This window comes from Neorhizobium puerariae (assembly GCF_042429745.1).
Taxonomy (GTDB): domain Bacteria; phylum Pseudomonadota; class Alphaproteobacteria; order Rhizobiales; family Rhizobiaceae; genus Neorhizobium; species Neorhizobium puerariae.
This window is the reverse complement of record NZ_JBHMAA010000036.1, coordinates 1-20,342: the sequence shown is the minus strand read 5'-3', so window position 1 is coordinate 20,342 and position 20,342 is coordinate 1. Positions and strand designations below refer to the sequence as shown.

The 20,342-nt window shown below is 61.4% G+C and carries 20 protein-coding genes; 7 read left to right on the top strand and 13 right to left on the bottom strand.

What is annotated here, in order from left to right:
* Nucleotides 1–68 precede the first annotated feature (68 nt).
* The 4 genes from recA to ACFFP0_RS27350 all read left to right on the top strand — a co-directional run bounded on the left by recA (nucleotide 69) and on the right by ACFFP0_RS27350 (nucleotide 5,773).
* Entirely contained in the window at nucleotides 69–1,157 is a 1,089-nt protein-coding gene (gene recA, locus ACFFP0_RS27365) for a recombinase RecA (protein ID WP_377265388.1), read from the top strand.
* A gap of 180 nt (nucleotides 1,158–1,337) precedes the next feature.
* Nucleotides 1,338–3,998, top strand: coding sequence for an alanine--tRNA ligase (alaS, locus tag ACFFP0_RS27360; protein WP_377265387.1), 2,661 nt, complete (start codon nucleotides 1,338–1,340; stop codon nucleotides 3,996–3,998).
* A 52-nt stretch (nucleotides 3,999–4,050) separates the two neighbouring features.
* Complete coding sequence (ttcA, locus tag ACFFP0_RS27355; protein WP_377265386.1) at nucleotides 4,051–4,935, top strand: tRNA 2-thiocytidine(32) synthetase TtcA; 885 nt, start codon at nucleotides 4,051–4,053, stop codon at nucleotides 4,933–4,935.
* 16 nt (nucleotides 4,936–4,951) lie between these two features.
* Complete coding sequence (locus ACFFP0_RS27350) at nucleotides 4,952–5,773, top strand: inositol monophosphatase family protein (protein ID WP_377265385.1); 822 nt, start codon at nucleotides 4,952–4,954, stop codon at nucleotides 5,771–5,773.
* Between the two features lie 149 nt (nucleotides 5,774–5,922).
* Here ACFFP0_RS27350 and ACFFP0_RS27345 read toward each other — a convergent pair whose 3' ends face one another.
* From ACFFP0_RS27345 to purC, 11 genes are all read right to left on the bottom strand, one after another.
* Entirely contained in the window at nucleotides 5,923–7,170 is a 1,248-nt protein-coding gene (locus ACFFP0_RS27345; RefSeq protein WP_377265384.1) for a multidrug effflux MFS transporter, read from the bottom strand.
* Between the two features lie 91 nt (nucleotides 7,171–7,261).
* Nucleotides 7,262–7,597, bottom strand: a complete 336-nt coding sequence (gene grxD / locus ACFFP0_RS27340; RefSeq protein WP_377265383.1) for a Grx4 family monothiol glutaredoxin — start codon at nucleotides 7,595–7,597, stop codon at nucleotides 7,262–7,264.
* A gap of 162 nt (nucleotides 7,598–7,759) precedes the next feature.
* A complete protein-coding gene (locus ACFFP0_RS27335; protein WP_377265382.1) occupies nucleotides 7,760–7,996 on the bottom strand; it encodes a BolA/IbaG family iron-sulfur metabolism protein in 237 nt (78 codons plus the stop codon).
* A 112-nt stretch (nucleotides 7,997–8,108) separates the two neighbouring features.
* The gene (locus tag ACFFP0_RS27330) at nucleotides 8,109–8,792 is read right to left on the bottom strand and encodes a hypothetical protein (RefSeq protein WP_377265381.1); all 684 of its coding nucleotides are present in this window, start codon (nucleotides 8,790–8,792) and stop codon (nucleotides 8,109–8,111) included.
* Between the two features lie 251 nt (nucleotides 8,793–9,043).
* Nucleotides 9,044–11,251 (bottom strand): phosphoribosylformylglycinamidine synthase subunit PurL, encoded by a 2,208-nt coding sequence (purL, locus tag ACFFP0_RS27325; protein ID WP_377265380.1) that lies wholly within the window; start codon nucleotides 11,249–11,251, stop codon nucleotides 9,044–9,046.
* A gap of 165 nt (nucleotides 11,252–11,416) precedes the next feature.
* Nucleotides 11,417–11,971, bottom strand: coding sequence for an acyloxyacyl hydrolase (locus tag ACFFP0_RS27320; protein ID WP_377265379.1), 555 nt, complete (start codon nucleotides 11,969–11,971; stop codon nucleotides 11,417–11,419).
* Nucleotides 11,972–12,192: 221 nt separating this feature from the next.
* On the bottom strand, nucleotides 12,193–12,588 hold the full coding sequence (locus ACFFP0_RS27315) for a hypothetical protein (protein WP_377265378.1): 396 nt from the start codon (nucleotides 12,586–12,588) through the stop codon (nucleotides 12,193–12,195).
* 58 nt (nucleotides 12,589–12,646) lie between these two features.
* Nucleotides 12,647–13,324, bottom strand: coding sequence for a phosphoribosylformylglycinamidine synthase subunit PurQ (gene purQ, locus ACFFP0_RS27310; protein ID WP_377265377.1), 678 nt, complete (start codon nucleotides 13,322–13,324; stop codon nucleotides 12,647–12,649).
* A gap of 151 nt (nucleotides 13,325–13,475) precedes the next feature.
* A complete protein-coding gene (locus tag ACFFP0_RS27305; RefSeq protein ID WP_377265376.1) occupies nucleotides 13,476–13,631 on the bottom strand; it encodes a hypothetical protein in 156 nt (51 codons plus the stop codon).
* Nucleotides 13,632–13,648: 17 nt separating this feature from the next.
* The gene (purS, locus tag ACFFP0_RS27300; RefSeq protein WP_377265375.1) at nucleotides 13,649–13,891 is read right to left on the bottom strand and encodes a phosphoribosylformylglycinamidine synthase subunit PurS; all 243 of its coding nucleotides are present in this window, start codon (nucleotides 13,889–13,891) and stop codon (nucleotides 13,649–13,651) included.
* Nucleotides 13,892–13,908: 17 nt separating this feature from the next.
* Nucleotides 13,909–14,673, bottom strand: a complete 765-nt coding sequence (gene purC, locus ACFFP0_RS27295; RefSeq protein WP_377265374.1) for a phosphoribosylaminoimidazolesuccinocarboxamide synthase — start codon at nucleotides 14,671–14,673, stop codon at nucleotides 13,909–13,911.
* Between the two features lie 244 nt (nucleotides 14,674–14,917).
* Between purC and ACFFP0_RS27290 the strand changes: the two genes are divergently transcribed.
* Nucleotides 14,918–15,235 (top strand): DUF1476 domain-containing protein, encoded by a 318-nt coding sequence (locus ACFFP0_RS27290; RefSeq protein ID WP_377265373.1) that lies wholly within the window; start codon nucleotides 14,918–14,920, stop codon nucleotides 15,233–15,235.
* A 165-nt stretch (nucleotides 15,236–15,400) separates the two neighbouring features.
* Entirely contained in the window at nucleotides 15,401–15,715 is a 315-nt protein-coding gene (locus ACFFP0_RS27285; RefSeq protein ID WP_377265372.1) for a DUF1476 domain-containing protein, read from the top strand.
* 103 nt (nucleotides 15,716–15,818) lie between these two features.
* Here ACFFP0_RS27285 and ACFFP0_RS27280 read toward each other — a convergent pair whose 3' ends face one another.
* Both ACFFP0_RS27280 and ACFFP0_RS27275 read right to left on the bottom strand, forming a co-directional pair.
* Complete coding sequence (locus ACFFP0_RS27280; protein ID WP_377265371.1) at nucleotides 15,819–18,398, bottom strand: sensor domain-containing protein; 2,580 nt, start codon at nucleotides 18,396–18,398, stop codon at nucleotides 15,819–15,821.
* Between the two features lie 115 nt (nucleotides 18,399–18,513).
* Complete coding sequence (locus tag ACFFP0_RS27275; RefSeq protein WP_377265370.1) at nucleotides 18,514–19,068, bottom strand: RBBP9/YdeN family alpha/beta hydrolase; 555 nt, start codon at nucleotides 19,066–19,068, stop codon at nucleotides 18,514–18,516.
* A 257-nt stretch (nucleotides 19,069–19,325) separates the two neighbouring features.
* Between ACFFP0_RS27275 and ACFFP0_RS27270 the strand changes: the two genes are divergently transcribed.
* Nucleotides 19,326–20,132: a DUF2189 domain-containing protein gene (locus ACFFP0_RS27270; protein ID WP_377265369.1), complete on the top strand. Its 807-nt coding sequence runs from the start codon at nucleotides 19,326–19,328 to the stop codon at nucleotides 20,130–20,132.
* Nucleotides 20,133–20,342: the final 210 nt, after the last annotated feature.

The window sequence follows — 20,342 nt, the reverse complement described above, 5'->3', positions numbered from 1 at the left end:
ATAGGTACATCACCTTTATCGGCTGCTTCATTGCTTGCGCGGCGGCAATAACCTAAAGGTGGGATCACATGGCACAGAATAGTTTGCGGCTCGTAGAGGATAAAGCGGTGGACAAGAGCAAGGCGCTGGAAGCGGCACTGTCTCAAATCGAACGGTCTTTCGGCAAGGGATCGATCATGAAGCTCGGTTCGAACGAGAATATCGTTGAGATCGAGACGGTTTCCACCGGCTCTCTCAGCCTCGACATCGCGCTCGGCATCGGCGGCCTGCCAAAGGGCCGCATCATCGAGATCTACGGTCCGGAAAGCTCCGGCAAGACGACGCTCGCGCTGCAGACGATCGCCGAAGCCCAGAAGAAGGGCGGTATCTGCGCCTTCGTCGATGCCGAACATGCGCTCGATCCGGTCTATGCCCGCAAGCTCGGCGTCGATCTCCAGAACCTGCTGATCTCGCAGCCGGATACGGGTGAGCAGGCGCTCGAGATCACCGACACGCTGGTTCGTTCCGGTGCCGTCGACGTTCTCGTGGTCGACTCGGTCGCGGCATTGACGCCCCGCGCCGAAATCGAGGGCGAGATGGGCGACAATCTGCCGGGCCTGCAGGCCCGCCTGATGAGCCAGGCGCTGCGCAAGCTGACGGCCTCGATCTCGAAGTCGAACACCATGGTGATCTTCATCAACCAGATCCGCATGAAGATCGGCGTCATGTTCGGTTCGCCGGAAACCACCACCGGCGGCAACGCCCTGAAGTTCTACGCATCGGTTCGCCTCGACATCCGCCGTATCGGCCAGGTCAAGGAGCGCGAGGAAGTGGTCGGCAACCAGACCCGCGTGAAGGTCGTCAAGAACAAGATGGCGCCGCCCTTCAAGCAGGTCGAATTCGACATCATGTACGGGGAAGGCGTGTCCAAGACGGGCGAGCTGATCGATCTCGGCGTGAAGGCGGGAATCGTGGAGAAGTCCGGCGCATGGTTCTCCTACAACAGCCAACGCCTCGGTCAGGGCCGTGAGAACGCGAAGCTTTTCCTGCGCGATAATCCGGAACTCGCCCGCGAGATCGAGATGGCGCTTCGCCAGAATGCAGGCCTGATCGCCGACCGCTTCCTGCAGAATGGCGGCCCGGAGGCCGACGACGGCGATGGAGCCGCAGAAATGTAAGCGGTTCCGCCGCATTCAGGTTTTCCTGGCCATGGACCTTCGAGCCGGCCGCGATCGAAAGATGCGCGGCCGGTTTCTCGTTTGGCGGGGCGGCGGGCGGCTGGACAGTTGTGGGCGTGGACGATACAAGCCTTTGGTTTTCGAATAACAGCACCGCATCCGCGGGAAAAAGGGCGTAGCATGAGCGGCGTGAATGAAATCCGGTCGACTTTCCTCGACTATTTCCGAAAGAACGGACACGAGGTCGTGGCCTCCAGTCCGCTGGTTCCGCGCAACGACCCGACCCTGATGTTCACCAATGCGGGCATGGTGCAGTTCAAGAACGTCTTTACCGGCCTTGAGACGCGTCCCTATTCGACCGCGGCGACTGCCCAGAAATGCGTGCGCGCCGGCGGCAAGCACAACGATCTCGACAATGTCGGCTACACGGCGCGCCACCATACCTTCTTCGAAATGCTCGGCAATTTCTCCTTTGGCGACTATTTCAAGGAGCGTGCGATCGAGCTTGCCTGGAACCTGATCACGAAGGAATTCGGTCTTGACCGCAACCGCCTTCTGGTCACCGTCTATCACACGGACGACGATGCCTTTAACCTGTGGAAGCGGATCGCGGGTCTGCCGGATGAGAAGATCATCCGCATCCCGACCAGCGACAATTTCTGGGCGATGGGCGATACCGGCCCGTGCGGCCCGTGCTCCGAGATATTCTATGACCACGGCGAGCATATCTGGGGCGGCCCGCCCGGTTCGCCGGAAGAGGACGGCGATCGGTTCATCGAGATATGGAACCTCGTCTTCATGCAGTACGAGCAGGTGACGAAGGAAGAGCGCATCGACCTGCCGCGGCCGTCGATCGATACCGGCATGGGGCTGGAGCGCGTCGCCGCCGTCCTGCAGGGCGAGCACGACAACTACGATATCGACCTGTTCAGGGCGCTGATTGCGGCTTCCGTCGATGCCACGGGTGTTCCGGCGGAGGGTGATCGCCGCGCAAGCCATCGTGTCATCGCCGACCACCTGCGTTCGTCCGCCTTCCTGATCGCCGACGGCGTCCTGCCGTCGAATGAAGGCCGCGGTTACGTGCTCCGGCGCATCATGCGTCGCGCCATGCGCCATGCGCAGCTCCTTGGCGCCAGGGAGCCGCTGCTGTGGAAGCTGCTGCCGGCGCTCGTCCAGCAGATGGGCCGCGCCTATCCGGAACTGGTGCGCGCGGAGGCACTGATCTCCGAAACGCTGAAGCTGGAGGAAACCCGGTTCCGCAAGACGCTGGAGCGGGGCCTGTCGCTGCTCTCGGATGCGACCGGCACGCTCGGCAAGGGCGACATGCTCGACGGCGAGACGGCCTTCAGGCTTTATGACACCTACGGTTTCCCGCTCGATCTGACACAGGACGCCCTGCGCACCCGCGGCATCGGCGTGGACCTCTCCGGTTTCACGGACGCCATGGAACGACAGAAGGCCGAGGCCCGTTCGCATTGGGCCGGTTCCGGCGACAAGGCGACCGAGACGATCTGGTTCGAGCTGAAGGAAAAGTTCGGGGCGACGGAATTCCTGGGTTACGACACCGAGGCGGCGGAAGGCGTCGTTCAGGCGATCGTCCGTGACGGCAAGGCGGTCGACAGCGCCTCTGCCGGCGACGAGGTGCAGGTTGTCTTGAACCAGACGCCGTTCTATGGCGAATCCGGTGGCCAGATGGGCGATACGGGCATCATCGCCACCGACAATGCCAGGCTCGATGTCACCGATACGCAGAAGAAGGGCGAGGGCCTGTTCGTCCATGCGGCGACCGTGGCCGAAGGTACGCTGAAAGTGGGCGATTCGGTGGTGCTGACCGTCGATCATGACCGGCGTTCGCGGCTGCGCTCGAACCACTCCGCCACGCATCTGCTGCACGAGGCGTTGCGTGAAGTGCTCGGCACGCATGTGGCGCAGAAGGGCTCTCTCGTCGCTCCGGAACGCCTGCGTTTCGACGTCTCGCATCCGAAGCCGATGACGACGGATGAGTTGCAGAAGGTCGAGGACATGGCGAATGCCATCATCCTGCAGAACGCACCGGTGACGACGCGGCTGATGAGCGTCGACGATGCGATCGCGGAAGGTGCGATGGCCCTGTTCGGCGAGAAATACGGCGACGAAGTGCGCGTCGTTTCGATGGGCAGGTCGATCGAGGGGCCGCAAGCCGGCAAGCCCTATTCGGTCGAGCTCTGCGGCGGCACCCATGTGAATGCGACGGGCGATATCGGTCTGGTGCGCATTCTTGGCGAAAGCGCGGTCGGCGCAGGCGTCCGCCGTCTGGAAGCGGTGACGGGCGAGGCTGCCCGCGCCTATCTCGCGGAACAGGACGAGCGTGTGAAGACGCTTGCCGGCGCATTGAAGGTGCAGCCTTCGGAGGTGATCGTTCGCGTCGAGGCGCTGATCGACGAGCGCCGGAAGCTGGAGAGGGAATTGTCGGATGCCAGACGCCGGCTTGCCATGGGCGGAGGCCAGGGTGGCCCGGCCGGCGATGTCCGCGAGGTCGGCGGCGTGAAGTTCATGGGCAAGGCGCTGTCCGGCATCGACGCGAAGGACCTGAAGGGCCTTGCCGACGAGGGCAAGGCAAGCCTCGGCTCCGGCGTGGTGACGCTGATCGGCGTTGCCGAGGACGGCAAGGCGAGCGCGGTCGTGGCCGTGACGCCTGATCTCACCGACCGGTTCAGCGCCGTGGACCTGGTCCGTGTCGCCTCCGCGGCGCTGGGCGGCAAGGGCGGCGGCGGTCGTCCGGACATGGCCCAGGCCGGTGGTCCGGATGGAGCCAAGGCAGGCGAGGCGCTGGAGGCGGTGGCGGCCGCGCTTGGGGGCTGACGAACAATCGGCAAGATGGGCCTGGCCCGCTTTCCGTTTCAGAGGATGACGAATGGGCGTGAACGCCATGATCGGGGATGAACTGGACGAGGTTGTCGATGGCCTTGCGCCGGTGCTGTTCCGCAATGCGCCGGGTTCCGTCTCCTTCAACAAGCTGCGCAAGCGCCTGCTGCGTCGGGTCCGTCAGGCCTTTGACGATTTCGGCATGCTGAGGGACCAGAAGCGCTGGCTCGTCGGTCTTTCGGGCGGCAAGGACTCCTATTCGCTGCTCGCCGTTCTGCTCGACCTGCAATGGCGCGGCCTCTTGCCGGTGGAATTGATCGCCTGCAATCTCGATCAGGGCCAGCCGAATTTTCCGAAGCACATATTGCCGGATTACCTGACGTCGATCGGCGTCAGGCACCGGATCGAATACCGCGACACCTATTCGATCGTGAAGGAAAAGGTGCCGGAGGGCGCCACCTATTGCTCGCTCTGTTCGAGGCTGAGGCGCGGCAATCTCTACCGGGTTGCGCGTGAAGAGGGGTGCGACGCGCTGGTGCTCGGTCACCACCGGGAGGATATCCTGGAAACCTTCTTCATGAACTTCTTCCATGGCGGGCGGCTTGCGGGCATGCCGGCCAAGCTGCTGAATGACGAGGGGGACCTGATGGTGCTGCGCCCGCTCGCCTACTGCGCCGAGGAGGACCTGGCGAAATTCGCGTCCGCCATGCAGTTCCCGATCATTCCCTGTGATCTCTGCGGATCGCAGGACGGGCTGCAGCGCAACATGATGAAGCAGATGCTTGCCGATATCGAGGCGCGCATGCCTGGCCGCAAGGATGCGATGCTGCGCGCGCTCGCCCATGTGAACCCGTCGCATCTTCTCGATCCGAAGCTTTTCGATTTCGCCGGCCTGCAGGCCAACCCGACCCGACCCTTTGATTTTCCTACCTAGAATCCGAGATCCAGAGATGACCCTTCCGCTCGACGTTACGAAGCTCGCCGACCTCTTGCGCCTTGCCGCCAAGTCCGAGATCCTGCCCCGTTTCCGCAGGCTCGGAAATGGCGACATACGCTCGAAAAGCGAGCCGTCCGATCTGGTTACCGAAGCGGATGAGGCCGCCGAGCGGTTGATCCGCCGCGAGGTCGAAGCGATCGCGCCGGGCGCGCTGTTCGTCGGCGAGGAATCGGTTGCCGCCGATCCATCTCTGCTCGGCAAGCTGGCCGATACGGATTTCGCCATAGTCGTCGATCCGGTGGACGGCACGTTCAACTTCGCCTCCGGCATCCCGGCTTTCGGCGTCATGGCATCCGTCGTCTGGAAGGGAGAGGTGGTCGCCGGCATCATCTACGATCCGATGGGCGATGACTGGGTCATGGCCGAGAAGGGGGCGGGAGCCTTTCTCAGGCGGCCGGACGGGGAGGCGATCCGCCTCTCGGTCGCGCAGTCCCGGCCGCTGGATGCCATGGTGGGCATGGCATCGCCCGGGTATTTCTTTGGCGAGACGCGCGAACGCATCCTCGGCAATCTCGCGAAGGTCCGCTTCTTCGCCAATTATCGCTGCTCGGCGCACGAATACCGCACCTTCGCGGGCGGTCATGTGCAGTTCGTTCTCTATAACAAGCTGATGCCCTGGGATCACCTGGCCGGCACCCTGATTGCCGCGGAAGCGGGTGGCCATGTGGCGCGCTTCGACGGTTCCGCCTATCTGCCGCACCATGTCGATGGCGGATTGCTGCTCGCGCCCGACAAGGAAAGCTGGCAGATGCTGCGCCGCGAGATCATCGGTTAGCACAGCCACCTCTCGGCAGGACAAAACCCGCCAGTCCATTCGCCGGGCCACCGGCGGAGGGGGAACGGTTGCGCCGGCCGACGCCACTCCCCCTTGCGGCAGCTTTCGATCTCTGTCGCACAGGGGAGCTTCCATCTTCTTCGGGATGCTCAGATCCGCGGATTGTGCGGCTGGAAGAGCTGCCCCTTTTCGCCGATCAGCACGAAGACCAGGCCGATGATGGACACCGTGAAGAAGCCCGCGACCAGCGGCAGTGCGGTGCCGTCGAAGGCCTGGCCGATGATGACCCCGATCACCGATCCTCCGACGGTGCTCATGAAACCGAGCACCGAAGACGCCGTCCCCGCCACATGGCCGAGCGGTTCCATGGCGAGCGAGTTGAAGTTCGAGCCGATCCAGCCGAACTGGAACATGGCGAGCGAGAAGAAAACCAGGAAGAGCAGGATCGGCATGGGCTGCGGCCCGAAAACCTGCACCAGCATCCAGAGGAAGGTAATGGCGATGAACCCCATCAATGAGCCATGCGACAGGCGGCGCATGCCGAAGCGGCCGACGAAGCGGGCATTCAGGAACGAGGCGGTCGACATGAAAACGGCGACCGCGGCGAAGGCGACGGGAAACCAGACGCCGAGCTGATAGATGCCGCCATAGATCTGCTGCGCCGAATTGATGAAGCCGAACAGCGCGCCGAAGATGAAGGTGCTGGAGATCGTGTAACAGAGCGCGATCCGGTTGGTGAGCACGATCCGGAAGCCGTCCAGGATGGAGGATACCGTGAAGGGGCGGACGTCGGCGGGATCGAGCGTTTCAGGCAGGCGGGCATACATCCAGAAGCCGATGGCGAGCGAAACGACGGCGATGAACACGAAGATCAGATGCCAGTTGCCGAAGAACATGATGAGCTGCCCGGTGCCCGGCGCAATGATGGGCACGATCATGAAGACCATCATGATCAGCGACATGACCTCGGCCATGGCCCGGCCGCCGAAGACGTCCCGGACGACCGAAATGGTGATGACGCGCGTCGCCGCCGCGCCGGCTCCCTGAATGAAGCGCAACGCCAGCATGGCGCCGAAGGACGGCACGACGACGATGCCGATTGCACAGACAATATAGACCGCGATGCCGAAGATCATGGGTTTCCGGCGACCGAAGCGGTCCGAAAGGGGGCCATACAGGATCTGGGCGGCGCCGAGGCCGAAGACATAGGAGGAAACGACATATTGGCGATGGTTTTCGGTGACCACGCCCAGGGAGGCGCCGATTTCTCCGAGGCCCGGCAGCATGATGTCGATCGCCAGCGCATTCAGGGCCATCAGCATGGCCATCATCGCAATGAATTCGGCTCGGCCCATGCCGCGCAGGCGCTCGGGGGCCGTTTGTGAAGGTTTTGTCACAGCGGTTTCCTAAACAACGTGAAAGGCGCCGTTGGGAGCGGCGCCTTGAAAATGTCTTCGATGAAATCCGGACCTGTAAGCCCGGAAAAACTCAGGCAGCGCCGCGGACGGCGATCCCCTGTTCTTGCAGATGATTCTGCAGTTCCCCGGATTGGAACATCTCGCGGACGATATCGCAACCGCCGATGAACTCACCCTTGACGTAAAGCTGCGGAATGGTCGGCCAGTTTGAATAGTCCTTGATGCCCTGGCGGATTTCCGCGTCGGCGAGCACATTCACGCCCTTGTAATCGAGGCCCAGATAATCGAGAATCTGCACGACCTGGCCGGAGAAACCACACTGGGGAAACTGGGGAGTGCCCTTCATGAAGAGAACCACATCGTTCGTCTTCACTTCGTTGTCGATGAATTCGTGAACTCCGCTCATGTCATATCCTTTCACATGCGGTTTCAAGGGCCGCTGCGCTTGTTTCATTGGTTCTAAATAGCAATGTGATTGCAGGATTTCCAGCGGAATAAACTGTCGGGGCCGCGCTTATTCGACGATGTTGGCGACAAAGCTCCGGTCAGGCCGGCGCGAAACACCGCCTCAATCGGCCGGTGCGGACGTCTGCAGCGCCAGTGCATGCAGAACACCGCCCATATTGCCCTTCAGGGCCTCATAGACCATCTGGTGCTGCTGCACCCGGCTCTTGCCGCGGAACTGTTCCGCGACCACCTCGGCGGCGTAATGGTCGCCGTCCCCTGCCAGATCCCGGATGGTGACCTTGGCTCCGGGAATACCGGCCTTGATCAGATCTTCGATTTCACCCGGTCTCATAGCCATGATGTCTTCCCTTTTCTCCTCCGCGGACTCAGCCGCGGATAATTTTGTCCGGATAGAGTGCCTCAAAGCGGCTGCCGGGTCAAAGAGGGATATTCCGGCGTCTACAGGCTCCTCAGTGATGTAGAAGCGTCTGCCTGAGCCTGTAGAAACTTGCCTTCGCGCGCGTCCTGAGGGGGGCGACCTGCTGTGTCCGGGAAAACCGGTAGAGCCAGATCGCGCTCAGCGTCAGGATCATGAAGCCATAGGATTCAAGGCCTTCTTCGAGCACGACGATATCGAAATGCTCTGCCAGCTGACTAAGGGCGAGCACGGCCGCAACGAAACCAAGAGGCCAGGAAAGGCGGGGATGGATGGCGCGCGAAAGCCCGCCTCTGTGGCGATATTCGAAAACGATCGTCGCAATCAGAAGAATAAGGGCAGCAATCCCGATAATAATTGGCAGCCACGTCTTCGACACGCAATAAACCGTCATACTTCCGCGGCATATAGGCATCTCGCGGGCAAAGAAGATGATCGAGATGCAGGCTGTCGTGATCGCGACGAAACGTGCCAGTATCCGCGTCCTCGATGCAGCCATCACGGCAAGCAGCGCGGTAATGGCGAGCGACAGCGACTGAAGGTCCTCTATGGGGCCATCCTCGGCGAAGATTTCCAAGGTGGTCATGCCCACTTTTGAAAAGATCATCCAGGCGAGGACGTTCAGGCAAACGGTGATGATGAGCGCATCCAGCCAGATGCGCTTGTAATGCCAGGTCGGCCCCGATGACCTCAGCCAGGTCAGTATCGGTGTGAGCATTTGCGCTTGTAGTTTCCTGTTTCAGTAAACTTTAATCCATACGCAGGCTGGCTGAGTCCATCAATCCCCCGGCAATGGAAATATGCAAGGCTGTGCATCGCGGAAGCCGAAGGCCCGCGTCCAGATTTCAAGTCTTGAAAGTATAAAACGGGTGCGTGAAACGCTCCGGAAGGCAGAAACTCAGGACGCGCCGCAGGAACCTGTCTCGGTGCGGCGCGCTCGCCGGAGAATTATCCTCGTCCGTTTTGAAGTCACGCCATGAAGGCGGGGAACCACTCTTCGTGAGTTTTCACGAGTTCGGCGACCGGCACGTCCACAAGATCGCCGATCACAAGCTTGTCGCCCGAGACCGTGCCGAGGGGGCGGAAGGGCACGCCGGCGCTTTCCGCGCTCGCCTGCACGAAATTGGCGAGATCGGCGGGGACGGCGATCACATAGCGGGCCTGGTCTTCGCCGAACAGCAGCGCATGGGCCGGCCCGCGCTGATCCGCAAGGCTGACCTTCATGCCCTTGCCGGAAGCCATCGACATTTCCGCCAGCGAGAGGGCAAGGCCACCGGAGGAGATATCGTGGCAGGCGGTCACCTGGCCGCTGCGGATGATCGAGCGGACGAAATCGCCATTGCGGCGCTCGGCGGCAAGGTCGACCTCCGGCGGCGGGCCATCGATCGTATCGAGAATGTCGCGCAGGTAGATGGACGAGCCGAGATGGCTGCCGTCGGTGCCGATCATGATCAGCTTGTCGCCTTCCTTCGCGGAACCGATCTTCGCCATCTTCTGCCAGTCGGGCAGCAGGCCGACACCCGCGATGGTGGGCGTAGGCAGGATCGCCACGCCGTTGGTCTCGTTATAGAGGGAGACGTTGCCGGACACGATCGGGAAATCGAGCGCCTTGCAGGCCTCGCCGATTCCCTTGATGGCGCCGACGAGCTGGCCCATGATTTCCGGCTTTTCCGGATTGCCGAAATTGAGGTTGTCGGTCGCGGCAAGGGGCTCGGCGCCGGTGGCGACGAGGTTGCGCCAGCATTCGGCAACCGCCTGCTTGCCGCCCTCGAAAGGATCGGCCTCGACATAACGGGGCGTCACGTCGGAGGAAAACGCAAGAGCCTTGCTGGGGTGGTTCTCGACACGCACGACACCTGCATCTCCGCCCGGGCGCTGCAGCGAGTTGCCCTGGATCAGGGTGTCGTACTGCTCCCACACCCAGCGGCGGCTGGACTGGTTCGGCGAGCCGACCAGCTTCAGCAGGGCCGCATTGTAATCGGCCGGAGCCGGAACCTGGGAGGCGGGCAGGGGAGCGCGGCCGTTCGACTGTATCCAATGCCTGTCATATTCCGGCGCCTGGTCCCCAAGGTCCTTGATCGGCAGGTTGGCAACCTCTTCGCCCTGGTGCAGGACGCGGAAGCGCAAATCGTCGGTGGTCTTGCCGACGATCGCGAAATCGAGGCCCCATTTGACGAAGATCGCCTTGGCCTCTTCCTCTTTTTCCGGCTTCAGCACCATGAGCATGCGCTCCTGGCTTTCCGACAGCATCATCTCATAGGCGCTCATGCGGTCTTCGCGGACCGGGACCTTGTCGAGATCGAGTTCGATCCCGAGGTCGCCCTTGGCGCCCATTTCGACGGCCGAACAGGTAAGGCCCGCGGCACCCATGTCCTGGATCGCGATGACCGCCCCGGTCGCCATCAGTTCGAGGCATGCTTCGAGCAGGCATTTTTCCGTGAAGGGATCGCCGACCTGCACCGTCGGACGCTTCTCCTCGATCGATTCGTCGAACTCGGCTGACGCCATGGTCGCGCCGCCGACGCCGTCGCGGCCCGTCTTGGCGCCCAGATAGACGACCGGCAGTCCGACGCCCTCGGCCTTGGAATAGAAGATCGCATCCGTGCGGGCCAATCCCGCCGCGAAGGCATTGACGAGGATGTTGCCGTTGTAGCGCGAATCGAACTCCACCTCGCCGCCGACGGTCGGTACGCCGAAGGAGTTGCCGTAACCGCCGACGCCCGCGACGACGCCCGAAACCAAGTGCTGGGTCTTCGGATGGTCCGGCGCACCGAAGCGCAGCGCGTTCATCGATGCAATCGGGCGAGCACCCATGGTGAAGACGTCGCGCAGGATGCCGCCGACGCCTGTCGCTGCACCCTGGTAGGGTTCGATATAGGAGGGGTGGTTGTGGCTCTCCATCTTGAAGACGACGCAATCGCCGTCATCGATATCGACGACGCCGGCGTTCTCTCCCGGCCCCTGGATGACCCGCTGCCCCTTGGTCGGCAGCGTACGCAGCCATTTCTTTGAGGACTTGTAGGAACAATGCTCGTTCCACATGGCCGAGAAGATGCCGAGTTCGGTGAAGGTCGGCTCGCGGCCGATCAGATCGAGAATCCTCTGATACTCGTCGGGCTTCAGGCCGTGCGAAGCGACGAGTTCGGGAGTGATCGCGATGCTGTTCGGAATGGTCATGATCTTCTCTGGATTGAAGGGCCAAGCTTTGGCGCTCTTTAACCTAAGTGGAGCCGAGGCGCGATAAGAAAATGTTGCCTTGCAATGTCCGGCGACATCCGGACAGGCCAAACGAAAAAGCGCCGGTGGTCCGGCGCTTCATGATCTGGCGGAGCAGGGAACGGTTCAGAACTTGTAGCCGATCGCAATGCCTGCATAGGAGAGGCCGTCGTTGTTGTCGCACAGATCGGCGTTTGACGAATGCTCCACCGTGGCAAGGACGCGCCAATTCTCGGTGATATTGTAGCCGAGGGCCGCCGATTCATGGAACAGGACATGGCAGCCTACCTGCGGGCCGTCGTTCGGCTTGTCGAGGTTGGCGTTGTTGAACGCACCGCCAAAGCCGAGATCGACGAAGATACGGTCGGTGATCGGCGCCGTCCAGGTAAAGCCGGCATAGACCTGGCTTGCTTCGCCTGCGGTCGAAACGATCGCGCCGACATGGACGCGGGGACGCAGCATGTGGTCCATGAAGCTTTGGGCGTGGCGCTGGTCAAAGGGGTCGAAGAAAACCGTGGCGGACGGGAAGGCGCCGGATTCGAAGGTGCTCTTGCTCTGGATCGAACCTGAAACGCCGATACGGACTTCATCCAGCAGGTGTTCCTGGGCGAATGCCGAGGAAGTCATCGCCGATGCGGCCACGAGTGCTCCGATGAAAGATCCGAAAAGCGCCTTGTTCATTCCCGTTGTCCTCACAAGCGCCGCGGGGTTCGCGGCCAGCACGACCCGTGCTCAGACGGTCGTCCGTTCTCCAGGACGGGATTGGTACAATGGCGTTTGAAGTCCGTCCAGCGGGCGTTTACGCGACATTATGACTTGTGGCAAAAAAAGTAAAAATCCGAAACGTTCGGTGCAGAGCTGCAACAGATCGCCTCTTCAAACGTAAACGTTGCTGGTTAATATCAGCAGCCTTTCGCGCCGCCGGCCCAGCGCAGGATATCACGCTTGATTCGCTCCCCGTCAGCGCCGTTCATCAGCGGGCCGAACGCATCGAGGCGTGCCGGGCTGCCTTCCGCCTGCACGACCAGAACGGGTCGCGATTCCGGGCTGTTGCGGGGGACTGCGAGAATGCGTGGCCGCCCGGAAAAGGAGTTGAGTTCCGGCGCCAGACGATAGGGTTTGAACGCCGCCTCGCCCGACTTGAACCAGCAGGCATTGGCTGACAGCGCCACGCGCTCCATCGTGGGCAGGGCGGCGCGGTTCTGCACCGGCGCTTCCCGCTGCGACTGGCAGGCAGACAGCCCTAGGCCTCCGATGGCAAGGGAGAGGAGGGCGAGAATACGTGTGGAAAACGGCATCAAAAACGTCCTGATGTGACTTGCGGGCGCTTTATGGAGGAAGCGGATAACCGGAGGGTCAAGCGGAGACGGCGACGACATCGAGCGCGGAGGCAAAGATGCCGCGCCCGTCATTGCCGCCATGGGCCGCTTCGATCAGGTTTTCCGGATGCGGCATCATGCCGAGGACGTTGCCGCGGCGGTTCATGACGCCGGCAATGTCGTTCAGGGAGCCGTTCGGATTGGTTCCCTCCGCATACCGGAAGACGACCTGGCCATTGTTCTCCATGTCCGCCAGTGTGTCGGCGTCCACGAAATAATTGCCGTCGTGATGGGCGACGGGGGAGCGGATGATCTGCCCCTTTTCGTATGCCCGCGTGAAGTCGGTTTCGGCATTGACGACTTCGAGCTTCACTTCCTTGCAGACGAATTTCAGCGAGGAATTGCGCATCAGTGCGCCCGGCAACATGCCCGCTTCGACCAGAATCTGGAAACCGTTGCAGACGCCGAGCACCTTCACGCCCTTCTCGGCCTTGTCCTTGATCGCCTGCATGACCGGCATGCGGGCCGCGATGGCCCCGCATCGCAGATAATCGCCATAGGAAAAGCCGCCCGGGATGACGATCAGGTCGACATCGGGGATTTCGGTCTCCGTCTGCCAGACGGTAACCGGCGCCTTGCCGGAAATCTTGGTAAGTGCGGCGATCATGTCGCGATCGCGATTGAGACCGGGAAGCTGAACGACGGCGGATTTCATGGGTGCGGTTCAAACCTTGCCTGGGCCTCGGCGAGCTCGCGCAGCTCGAGGCGATTTTCTATCCTCTCCAAACGCTCGCCCAATTGATGCAAGACCGTATAGAGATTGTTTATAGCACTTTGGTGCGCATGAACGATCAGGCGCATCGAATTCATTTCGTTTCGCAGATCACGACCGGCTGTATCCGACTTGTCGGCCCGCCGATGGCGCCGCCGCATAAGCTCATGGATGAGTTCCTGAGATACGGAAGACGTTCATCGAGCTTCAGCATTTCTTCGTAGAGCATTTCCTTCGTGACTTCAGCCACCACACGCTCCGCAATCGTCAGTCGAGAGCGATAGTATAATTCTCGATCACCGTGTTTGCCAGAAGCTTCTCGCACATCGCCTTGAGATCGGCCTCCGCCTTGGCTTTGTCGGCGCCGTCGAGTTCGATGTCGAAGACCTTGCCTTGCCGCACATGGCCGACGCCGGAAAAGCCGAGGCTGCCGAGCGCGCCTTCGATCGCCTTGCCCTGAGGATCGAGAACGCCGTTCTTGAGCGTGACCGTCACGCGTGCCTTGATCACTGATCTAACCCCCGAAATTACTTGACGAGAACCGGTCCGGTTCCGCGGATCGGCTCGTTCTCGTTGATGATGCCGAGACGGCGCGCCACTTCCGAATAGGCTTCCAGAAGGCCGCCCATATCGCGCCGGAAACGATCCTTGTCCATCTTCTCCTTGGTCTCGATATCCCAAAGGCGGCAGCTGTCCGGCGAAATCTCGTCGGCCAGGATGATGCGCATCATGTCGCCCTCGAACAGGCGGCCGCATTCGATCTTGAAATCCACGAGCTGGATGCCGACGCCGAGGAACAGGCCGGAAAGGAAGTCGTTGACGCGGATGGCGAGCGCCATGATGTCGTCGAGCTCGGCCGGGTTCGCCCAGCCGAAGGCGGTGATGTGCTCCTCGGAGACCATCGGATCGGCGAGCGCATCGGACTTGTAGTAGAATTCGATGATCGAGCGCGGCAGGACCATGCCTTCCTCGATGCCGAGGCGTTCCGACAGGGAGCCTGCGGCGACGTTGCGCACGACGATCTCGAGCGGAATCATCTCCACTTCCTTGATCAGCTGCTCGCGCATGTTCAGCCGGCGGATGAAATGCGTCGGAATGCCGATCTTGTTGAGATGGGTGAAGATATATTCCGAAATGCGGTTGTTCAGAACGCCCTTGCCGTCGATGACGTCATGCTTCTTCTTGTTGAAGGCGGTTGCGTCGTCCTTGAAGAACTGGATCAGCGTGCCGGGTTCGGGGCCTTCGTACAGGATCTTGGCCTTGCCTTCGTAGATACGGCGGCGACGATTCATGATTTTTTGTCTCGTTGTTGGCGCCTTTTTCAGGCGCAATGGATGATGTTTGAGCGGTCCCTTATCGGAAAAGAACGGATTTCACAATGTCGGCCTCCAAAACCTTTGCCGGGCGAGGGGTTCCTTGACGAAATGCAATCAGGAATCGTTCAGCCTCAGATTACACGGTTTCTTGAAGCTTTTGTTTTAGCAATAGCTGCGTCCTGACGGAAAGGACGGTAATGAACAACAAAAGCAGGGAACCATGATATACGCTCTTCACGACCGGGGCCGGGCCCTCGAAGACAAGTTCGCCTACGACCAGTCTCTCCAGTTTCGTATGGAAGCCCGTCGCAACAAGCTGATGGGTTTCTGGGCCGCATCGTTGCTCGGCATTGCCGATGCCGGCGCTTATGCACAGGACCTGGTGTTTTCCACCCTCGACGGCAAGGCTCCCCACGACATAGCCACCAAATTGCGTCATGATTTCGACATGGCCGGCGTCACCGTTTCGGACGAGGATCTGCAGACCAGGATGCACGATCTGCTGATCGATGTGGTCGAGGACATGGAAGCGGCTTGATTGCGGAAGCCGTCCGGGCGGGTGTCTTTCGGTGGAGTTTTGCATTCGTCAATTCCGTGTCGGGAATCCGCTTTCCTATGCGTCGGAATCGAGATCGCGCGGATTGCGCTTTGCTCGGCTTTTGATTAAGGGGTCCGGGCAAAGTCCACTTTTGGGAGATCCGAGATGAGCGGCATCAGCGATCGCGAAAAAGCTTTCGAAAACAAGTTCGCCCTGGACCAGGAATTGAAGTTCAAGGCGCTCGCCCGCCGCAACAAGCTCGTTGGCCTCTGGGCGGCCGGCCTGCTTGGCAAGGCGGATGCCGAAGCCTATGCGAAAGAAGTCGTCATCGCCGATTTCGAAGAGGCCGGCGAAGAGGATGTCTTCCGCAAGCTCCGCGGCGATTTCGATGCGGCCGGCGTGTCGGTCTCCGACCAGGAAATCCGCGCGAAAATGGGCGAACTGCTCGGCGAAGCGGTTCATCAGATCGAAAACCAGTAATTTTCGCGCCCTCGCGCTCAAGCTGAGCCGTGTCCCGGGGACACGGCTTATTTGTGGGCGGTTTGCCGGCTTCTTGCGCGACGCGTTTCCGCGTCCGGGTTGGTTATTCCGTAGCCGTCTGGCGCTTTCGGGCGCCGTTCGGCAAGCGCCAGCCATTGGAACGCACGAAATCGGGAATGTCGGACGGAGGCATCGGCCTCGCCAGCGCATAGCCCTGAAGGACGTCGCAGCCGAGATCGCGCAGGATGCGGATCTGTTCGACGGTTTCGACACCCTCGGCCACGACCCGGATGTTCAAGGTCTTGCCGATCTCGATGATGGAGCCGACCAGCTTCCTCTGTTCGCGGGATTGCGAGACGAGACGCACCAGTTCCCCATCGATCTTGAGCGCCCGCGGATTGAGCTTGAGAAGGCTGACGACGGAAGCGTGTCCGGTGCCGAAATCGTCGATTTCGATATCGATACCGAGTTTTCCGAGCCGTTCGAGATTTTTCCGCACCTGATCATCGCAGTCATCGAGAAAGATCGATTCGAGAAGTTCGAAGGAGACCGTGCCCGGTTCGATCCTCAGGGCCTTCAGCTTGCGCAACAGCGCCGCGTCGTGGAGGCGGCGGTAGGAGACGTTGACCGAGAGTTTCGGGATCGGGAGGCCCTGTCCGGCCCATTCCCGGAAATCGGCCAGAGCCTTGCGGAGGATCATCCCGTCGATCGCCGGAACCGCGTCCAGTTCCTCGGCGGTCTGCAGGAATTTGTCCGGGGACAGCATGCCGTGTTCCGGATGCCGCCAGCGCGCGAGCGTTTCCACCCCCGTGATGTCGAGGCTCCGCGCATCGAACTGCAGCTGGTAGAACGGCACGAACTCCCTGCGCTCCAGCCCGAGCAGGATCTCGTCGGATATCCGTTTGGTGCTGATGATCTCGTTATGGATCTCTTCCGAAAAGAACTCGTGCCGGTTGCGGCCGTGATTCTTGGCGCGGTAGAGCGCGATATCGGCGTTGAGCAGAAGCTGCCGTGCGTCGGGACCTGTCCCGGTCGCACAGGCGATGCCGATGCTGGCGCCGAAGCGGCAGTCATGGCCCTCGTAGGAAACCGGCTTGCGCAACTCCTTGATGATCCGCTCCGCCAGATTGGAAAGCTTCCGCGGCTCCCCCTGGAATTTTGAAAGGATGACGAATTCGTCGCCGCCGATGCGCGCCACGAAATCGTCCTTGCGGGTCGTGCCCCTGAGGACTTTCGCGGCATGCTTCAGCATCATGTCGCCGGCGCTGTGGCCGAGCGTGTCGTTGATCTGCTTGAACCGGTCGAGATCGATGTGCAGGATCGCGATACCCTGTCCGTCGCGGGCGCACTCGGCGGCGACCCGGTCCAGCATCTCGTCGAGATAACGCCTGTTCGGCAGATCGGTCAGGTAATCGTGCATCGCGGTATGCTCGATGCGGCTGCGCGCCGCTTCGAGTTCGCGATTGCGCGCTTCCGCAAGCGTCTTGGCTCTCTCGAGTTCGCGATGCAGCATCACGTCGGCGGTGACGTCCCAGTTGGCGCCGACCATCTTTTGATGACCGTTTCCGTCGACGAAAGGCATGGTACGGGTGCGGACGATCCTCTCGGAGCCGTCGCGCAGGACAACGCGATATTCGTCGGAGAAGCGCTCGCTGTTCCGGATGTGCGTCTGCACATTGGCCTGTACGCGTTCGGCGTCGTCGGGATGCAGGAAACTCTCCCACAGGCCACCGATGACGACCGTTTCGCTCTTCTCCAGCCCGTAGATCCGGAACATCCGCTCGTCCCAATCCACTTCACCCGTGGTGAAATCGGATTCGTAGACGCCGATGCCGGAGATTTCGAGCGCCATGTCGAGACGGCGTGACATCTTCGCCATGGCCTCCTCGGCCGCCTTGCGGGCTGTGATGTCGGTATCCGTGCCGACGACGCGGGTCGCCTTGCCGCTTCCGTCCCATTCGACACAGGCGCCGCGGCACTCGATCCAGATCCAGTGGCCCTGCTTGTGTCGCTCCCGATATTCGAAGACGGCATAGGCGGGATCGCCGGCGTTCTGCCGTTCGATTGCATGAAAGACGTGGTTCCGGTCGTCCGGGTGCACGAGCTCCAGCCACTCTTCCGTGGTTGCCGCCAGCGGATCTTCGGGGGACATCCCGCGGATTTGCCGCCACACCGGCGAGTAGTATTTCTGGCCCGTCGCGTAATTGTGATCCCAGACGCCGGAGACGGAGCTGACGAGCGCATTGTTCCAGCGGCTCTCGCGCTCCGCCAATTCTTCGAATTGACGTCTCCGCCCGGTGATATCGGTAAGGTGAGCGGAGAAGAAAGTCCGGCTTTTCGCGTGCCCGCCAACCGGGGCCAGCAGGGCCAGCACCCATCGCCCCGACCCGTCCGGGCCGGTCATGCGCAATTCGGCAAGTTCGGAGGACGATCCGCTGCTCAGCCGCTGCAGCCTGCCGTCGAGCTCTTTCCTGTCATCGGCGTGAAACAGCGCTGAAAAAGTGGCAGGTAGTGAAAAATTGCCGGTCCAGTCGCGTTGAAAGGGCTCGTTTGCCAGCACAAGCGCGCCAAGGGAATCCACGATCGCCAGCGGAAAGGGAAACGCATCCAGGATTGCCGCCAGCACACCCACGTCGCTCCCGGGGCCGGGCTCAAGAGGGCGTGAGAGGACGTTTGACGGCATCGGGCGGCTTGGCTCACTGCTAAACGAGCAAGCAATTTAGCAATTTCCAATTAAGTTCAGCTTAAAATTGCCGTTCGAATTGCTGCACTCTCCATTCTTGGGGGTGCCGATCGTCTCAGGGTTTCAGGCGGCTCAGGAATTGCGCGAAGACCATGGTGCCTTCCGGCCAGGGGCCATGTCCGGATTCCGTGTTGATGTGGCCCGCTTCTCCCGCGTCGACAAGCAGCGAGCCCCACGCGGACGCGATATCGTCGGCATGCTCGAATGAGCCGAAGGGATCGTTGCGGCTGGCGACCGTCAGGGAGGGAAAGGGCAGGGGATCGCGCGGATAAGGCCCGAAGGTCATCAGGTGCTTGGGGCGTATCGACGGATTCTCCACTTCCGGTGGTGCGACGAAGAAGGCGCCGATCACCCGCTTCCTGAACTGCGGGATGGCGTGGATCGCCGACGGGATGCCGAGGGAATGAGCGATCAGGATCACGGGGCGGAAGGAGGCGTTCACCTCTTCGGCGACCCGCGTCACCCAGTCCTCCCGGACGGGTTTCGACCATTCCGCCTGTTCCACGCGCCGGGCAGTCGCAAGCTTCGCCTCCCAGCGCGTCTGCCAGTGGTTCGGTCCGGAATTGGTATAGCCGGGTATGATCAGGATATCGGCTTCGGATGCTTTCATGATGGCGCCGATGTGAGAGGCGGCGTTGCCCAAGTCAAGGGAAAAGGCGACAGGTGCGGCAAAATTTGCTAGAGTTCCGCCCGTGCCGGTTTGCCCTTGTGTGTCGGCTCCTTCTTTCGCCGCATGTTCGCGCCCCGGCCGCTCTTGCCCGCCGACCCGCCTGATTGACGGGGAGGGAGGGATCGATGCCAAAGCCGCGCGATTGCGTTCCAGGCGCGCCGACGCGGCAATGGACAAAGTCGTGGAGGAGAAACGCTATGACCGCATTTCATGTCATGGCCGGCGCAGACAGCGGTTTTGTGCGCCCGGTCGTCCGAAAGATCGGCAGTGCCGATGTCGTCGATGCCCTGAGACTCGGATTGAACGATTTTCGCGAGAAGCCGTCGCACTACGTCTTCCTGTGCCTCATGTATCCGCTGGCCGGCGTCTTCCTTATGGTCTGGAGTTCCGGCGCCAACCTGCTTCCGCTGCTGTTCCCGCTGATGTCCGGATTCGCCCTGCTGGGGCCGGTCGCCGCCATCGGTCTTTACGAGATCAGCCGCCGCCGCGAGAACGGCGAGGACACGTCCTGGCGACATGCGCTGACGGTGCTCGATTCTCCGGCCTTGCCGTCCATCGTCGCCGTCGGCGCCTTCCTGTTCGCACTGTTCATCGCCTGGCTGCTCGTCGCGCAGTCGATCTATACGGCCTATTTCGGTGAAACCGTGCCGGCCTCCGTCTCGTCCTTCCTGTCGGATGTGCTGACGACGCCGGAAGGCACGCGCCTGATCCTCTGGGGCAATCTCGCCGGTTTCGGGTTTGCCGTCGTCGTGCTGGCAACGACGGTCGTCGCCTTTCCCTTGCTGCTCGACCGGGACGCAGGCGCCGCCGCGGCGATCGACACGAGCGTTCGCGCGACACTCGCCAATCCGGTGCCGGTGGCGCTCTGGGGGCTCATTGTCGCTGCGCTGCTGGTGATCGGGACGATCCCGATCTTTGCCGGCCTTGCCGTCGTCATGCCGGTTCTCGGGCATTCGACCTGGCATCTTTACCGCAAGCTCGTCGCGCCGGCCGTCCGGCGTTAGAGCATTTCCAGCAAAAGTGTGAAGCGGTTTTGCGTCCGGAAATGCGTAAAATCAAAAGGATAGAGAAATGACGGTGAGTCCGTTCACAGTACACGACTCATGCATGAGTTAAGGGCTTGAGTGTTTTCTGGTGGGTCTTTTTGGCCCACGCTTTGGCTGCTGCTTGAGGGACGTTTGTGATCCAGTCTCTGAGCGTATCGAGACCGATGC

Bases quoted from the DNA above. Each gene is read 5' to 3' on its own strand.
- grxD (WP_377265383.1), bottom strand. From the start codon at position 7,597: ATGAGCGGAGTTCACGAATTCATCGACAACGAAGTGAAGACGAACGAT.
- ACFFP0_RS27275 (WP_377265370.1), bottom strand. From the start codon at position 19,068: ATGAAAGCATCCGAAGCCGATATCCTGATCATACCCGGCTATACCAAT.
- ACFFP0_RS27350 (WP_377265385.1), top strand. From the start codon at position 4,952: ATGACCCTTCCGCTCGACGTTACGAAGCTCGCCGACCTCTTGCGCCTT.
- ACFFP0_RS27285 (WP_377265372.1), top strand. From the start codon at position 15,401: ATGAGCGGCATCAGCGATCGCGAAAAAGCTTTCGAAAACAAGTTCGCC.
- ACFFP0_RS27270 (WP_377265369.1), top strand. From the start codon at position 19,326: ATGACCGCATTTCATGTCATGGCCGGCGCAGACAGCGGTTTTGTGCGC.
- ACFFP0_RS27335 (WP_377265382.1), bottom strand. From the start codon at position 7,996: ATGGCTATGAGACCGGGTGAAATCGAAGATCTGATCAAGGCCGGTATT.
- recA (WP_377265388.1), top strand. From the start codon at position 69: ATGGCACAGAATAGTTTGCGGCTCGTAGAGGATAAAGCGGTGGACAAG.
- purL (WP_377265380.1), bottom strand. From the start codon at position 11,251: ATGACCATTCCGAACAGCATCGCGATCACTCCCGAACTCGTCGCTTCG.
- ACFFP0_RS27290 (WP_377265373.1), top strand. From the start codon at position 14,918: ATGATATACGCTCTTCACGACCGGGGCCGGGCCCTCGAAGACAAGTTC.
- alaS (WP_377265387.1), top strand. From the start codon at position 1,338: ATGAGCGGCGTGAATGAAATCCGGTCGACTTTCCTCGACTATTTCCGA.
- ACFFP0_RS27315 (WP_377265378.1), bottom strand. From the start codon at position 12,588: ATGCCGTTTTCCACACGTATTCTCGCCCTCCTCTCCCTTGCCATCGGA.
- ACFFP0_RS27280 (WP_377265371.1), bottom strand. From the start codon at position 18,398: ATGCCGTCAAACGTCCTCTCACGCCCTCTTGAGCCCGGCCCCGGGAGC.
- purC (WP_377265374.1), bottom strand. From the start codon at position 14,673: ATGAATCGTCGCCGCCGTATCTACGAAGGCAAGGCCAAGATCCTGTAC.
- ttcA (WP_377265386.1), top strand. From the start codon at position 4,051: ATGGGCGTGAACGCCATGATCGGGGATGAACTGGACGAGGTTGTCGAT.
- ACFFP0_RS27330 (WP_377265381.1), bottom strand. From the start codon at position 8,792: ATGCTCACACCGATACTGACCTGGCTGAGGTCATCGGGGCCGACCTGG.
- purQ (WP_377265377.1), bottom strand. From the start codon at position 13,324: ATGAAATCCGCCGTCGTTCAGCTTCCCGGTCTCAATCGCGATCGCGAC.
- ACFFP0_RS27320 (WP_377265379.1), bottom strand. From the start codon at position 11,971: ATGAACAAGGCGCTTTTCGGATCTTTCATCGGAGCACTCGTGGCCGCA.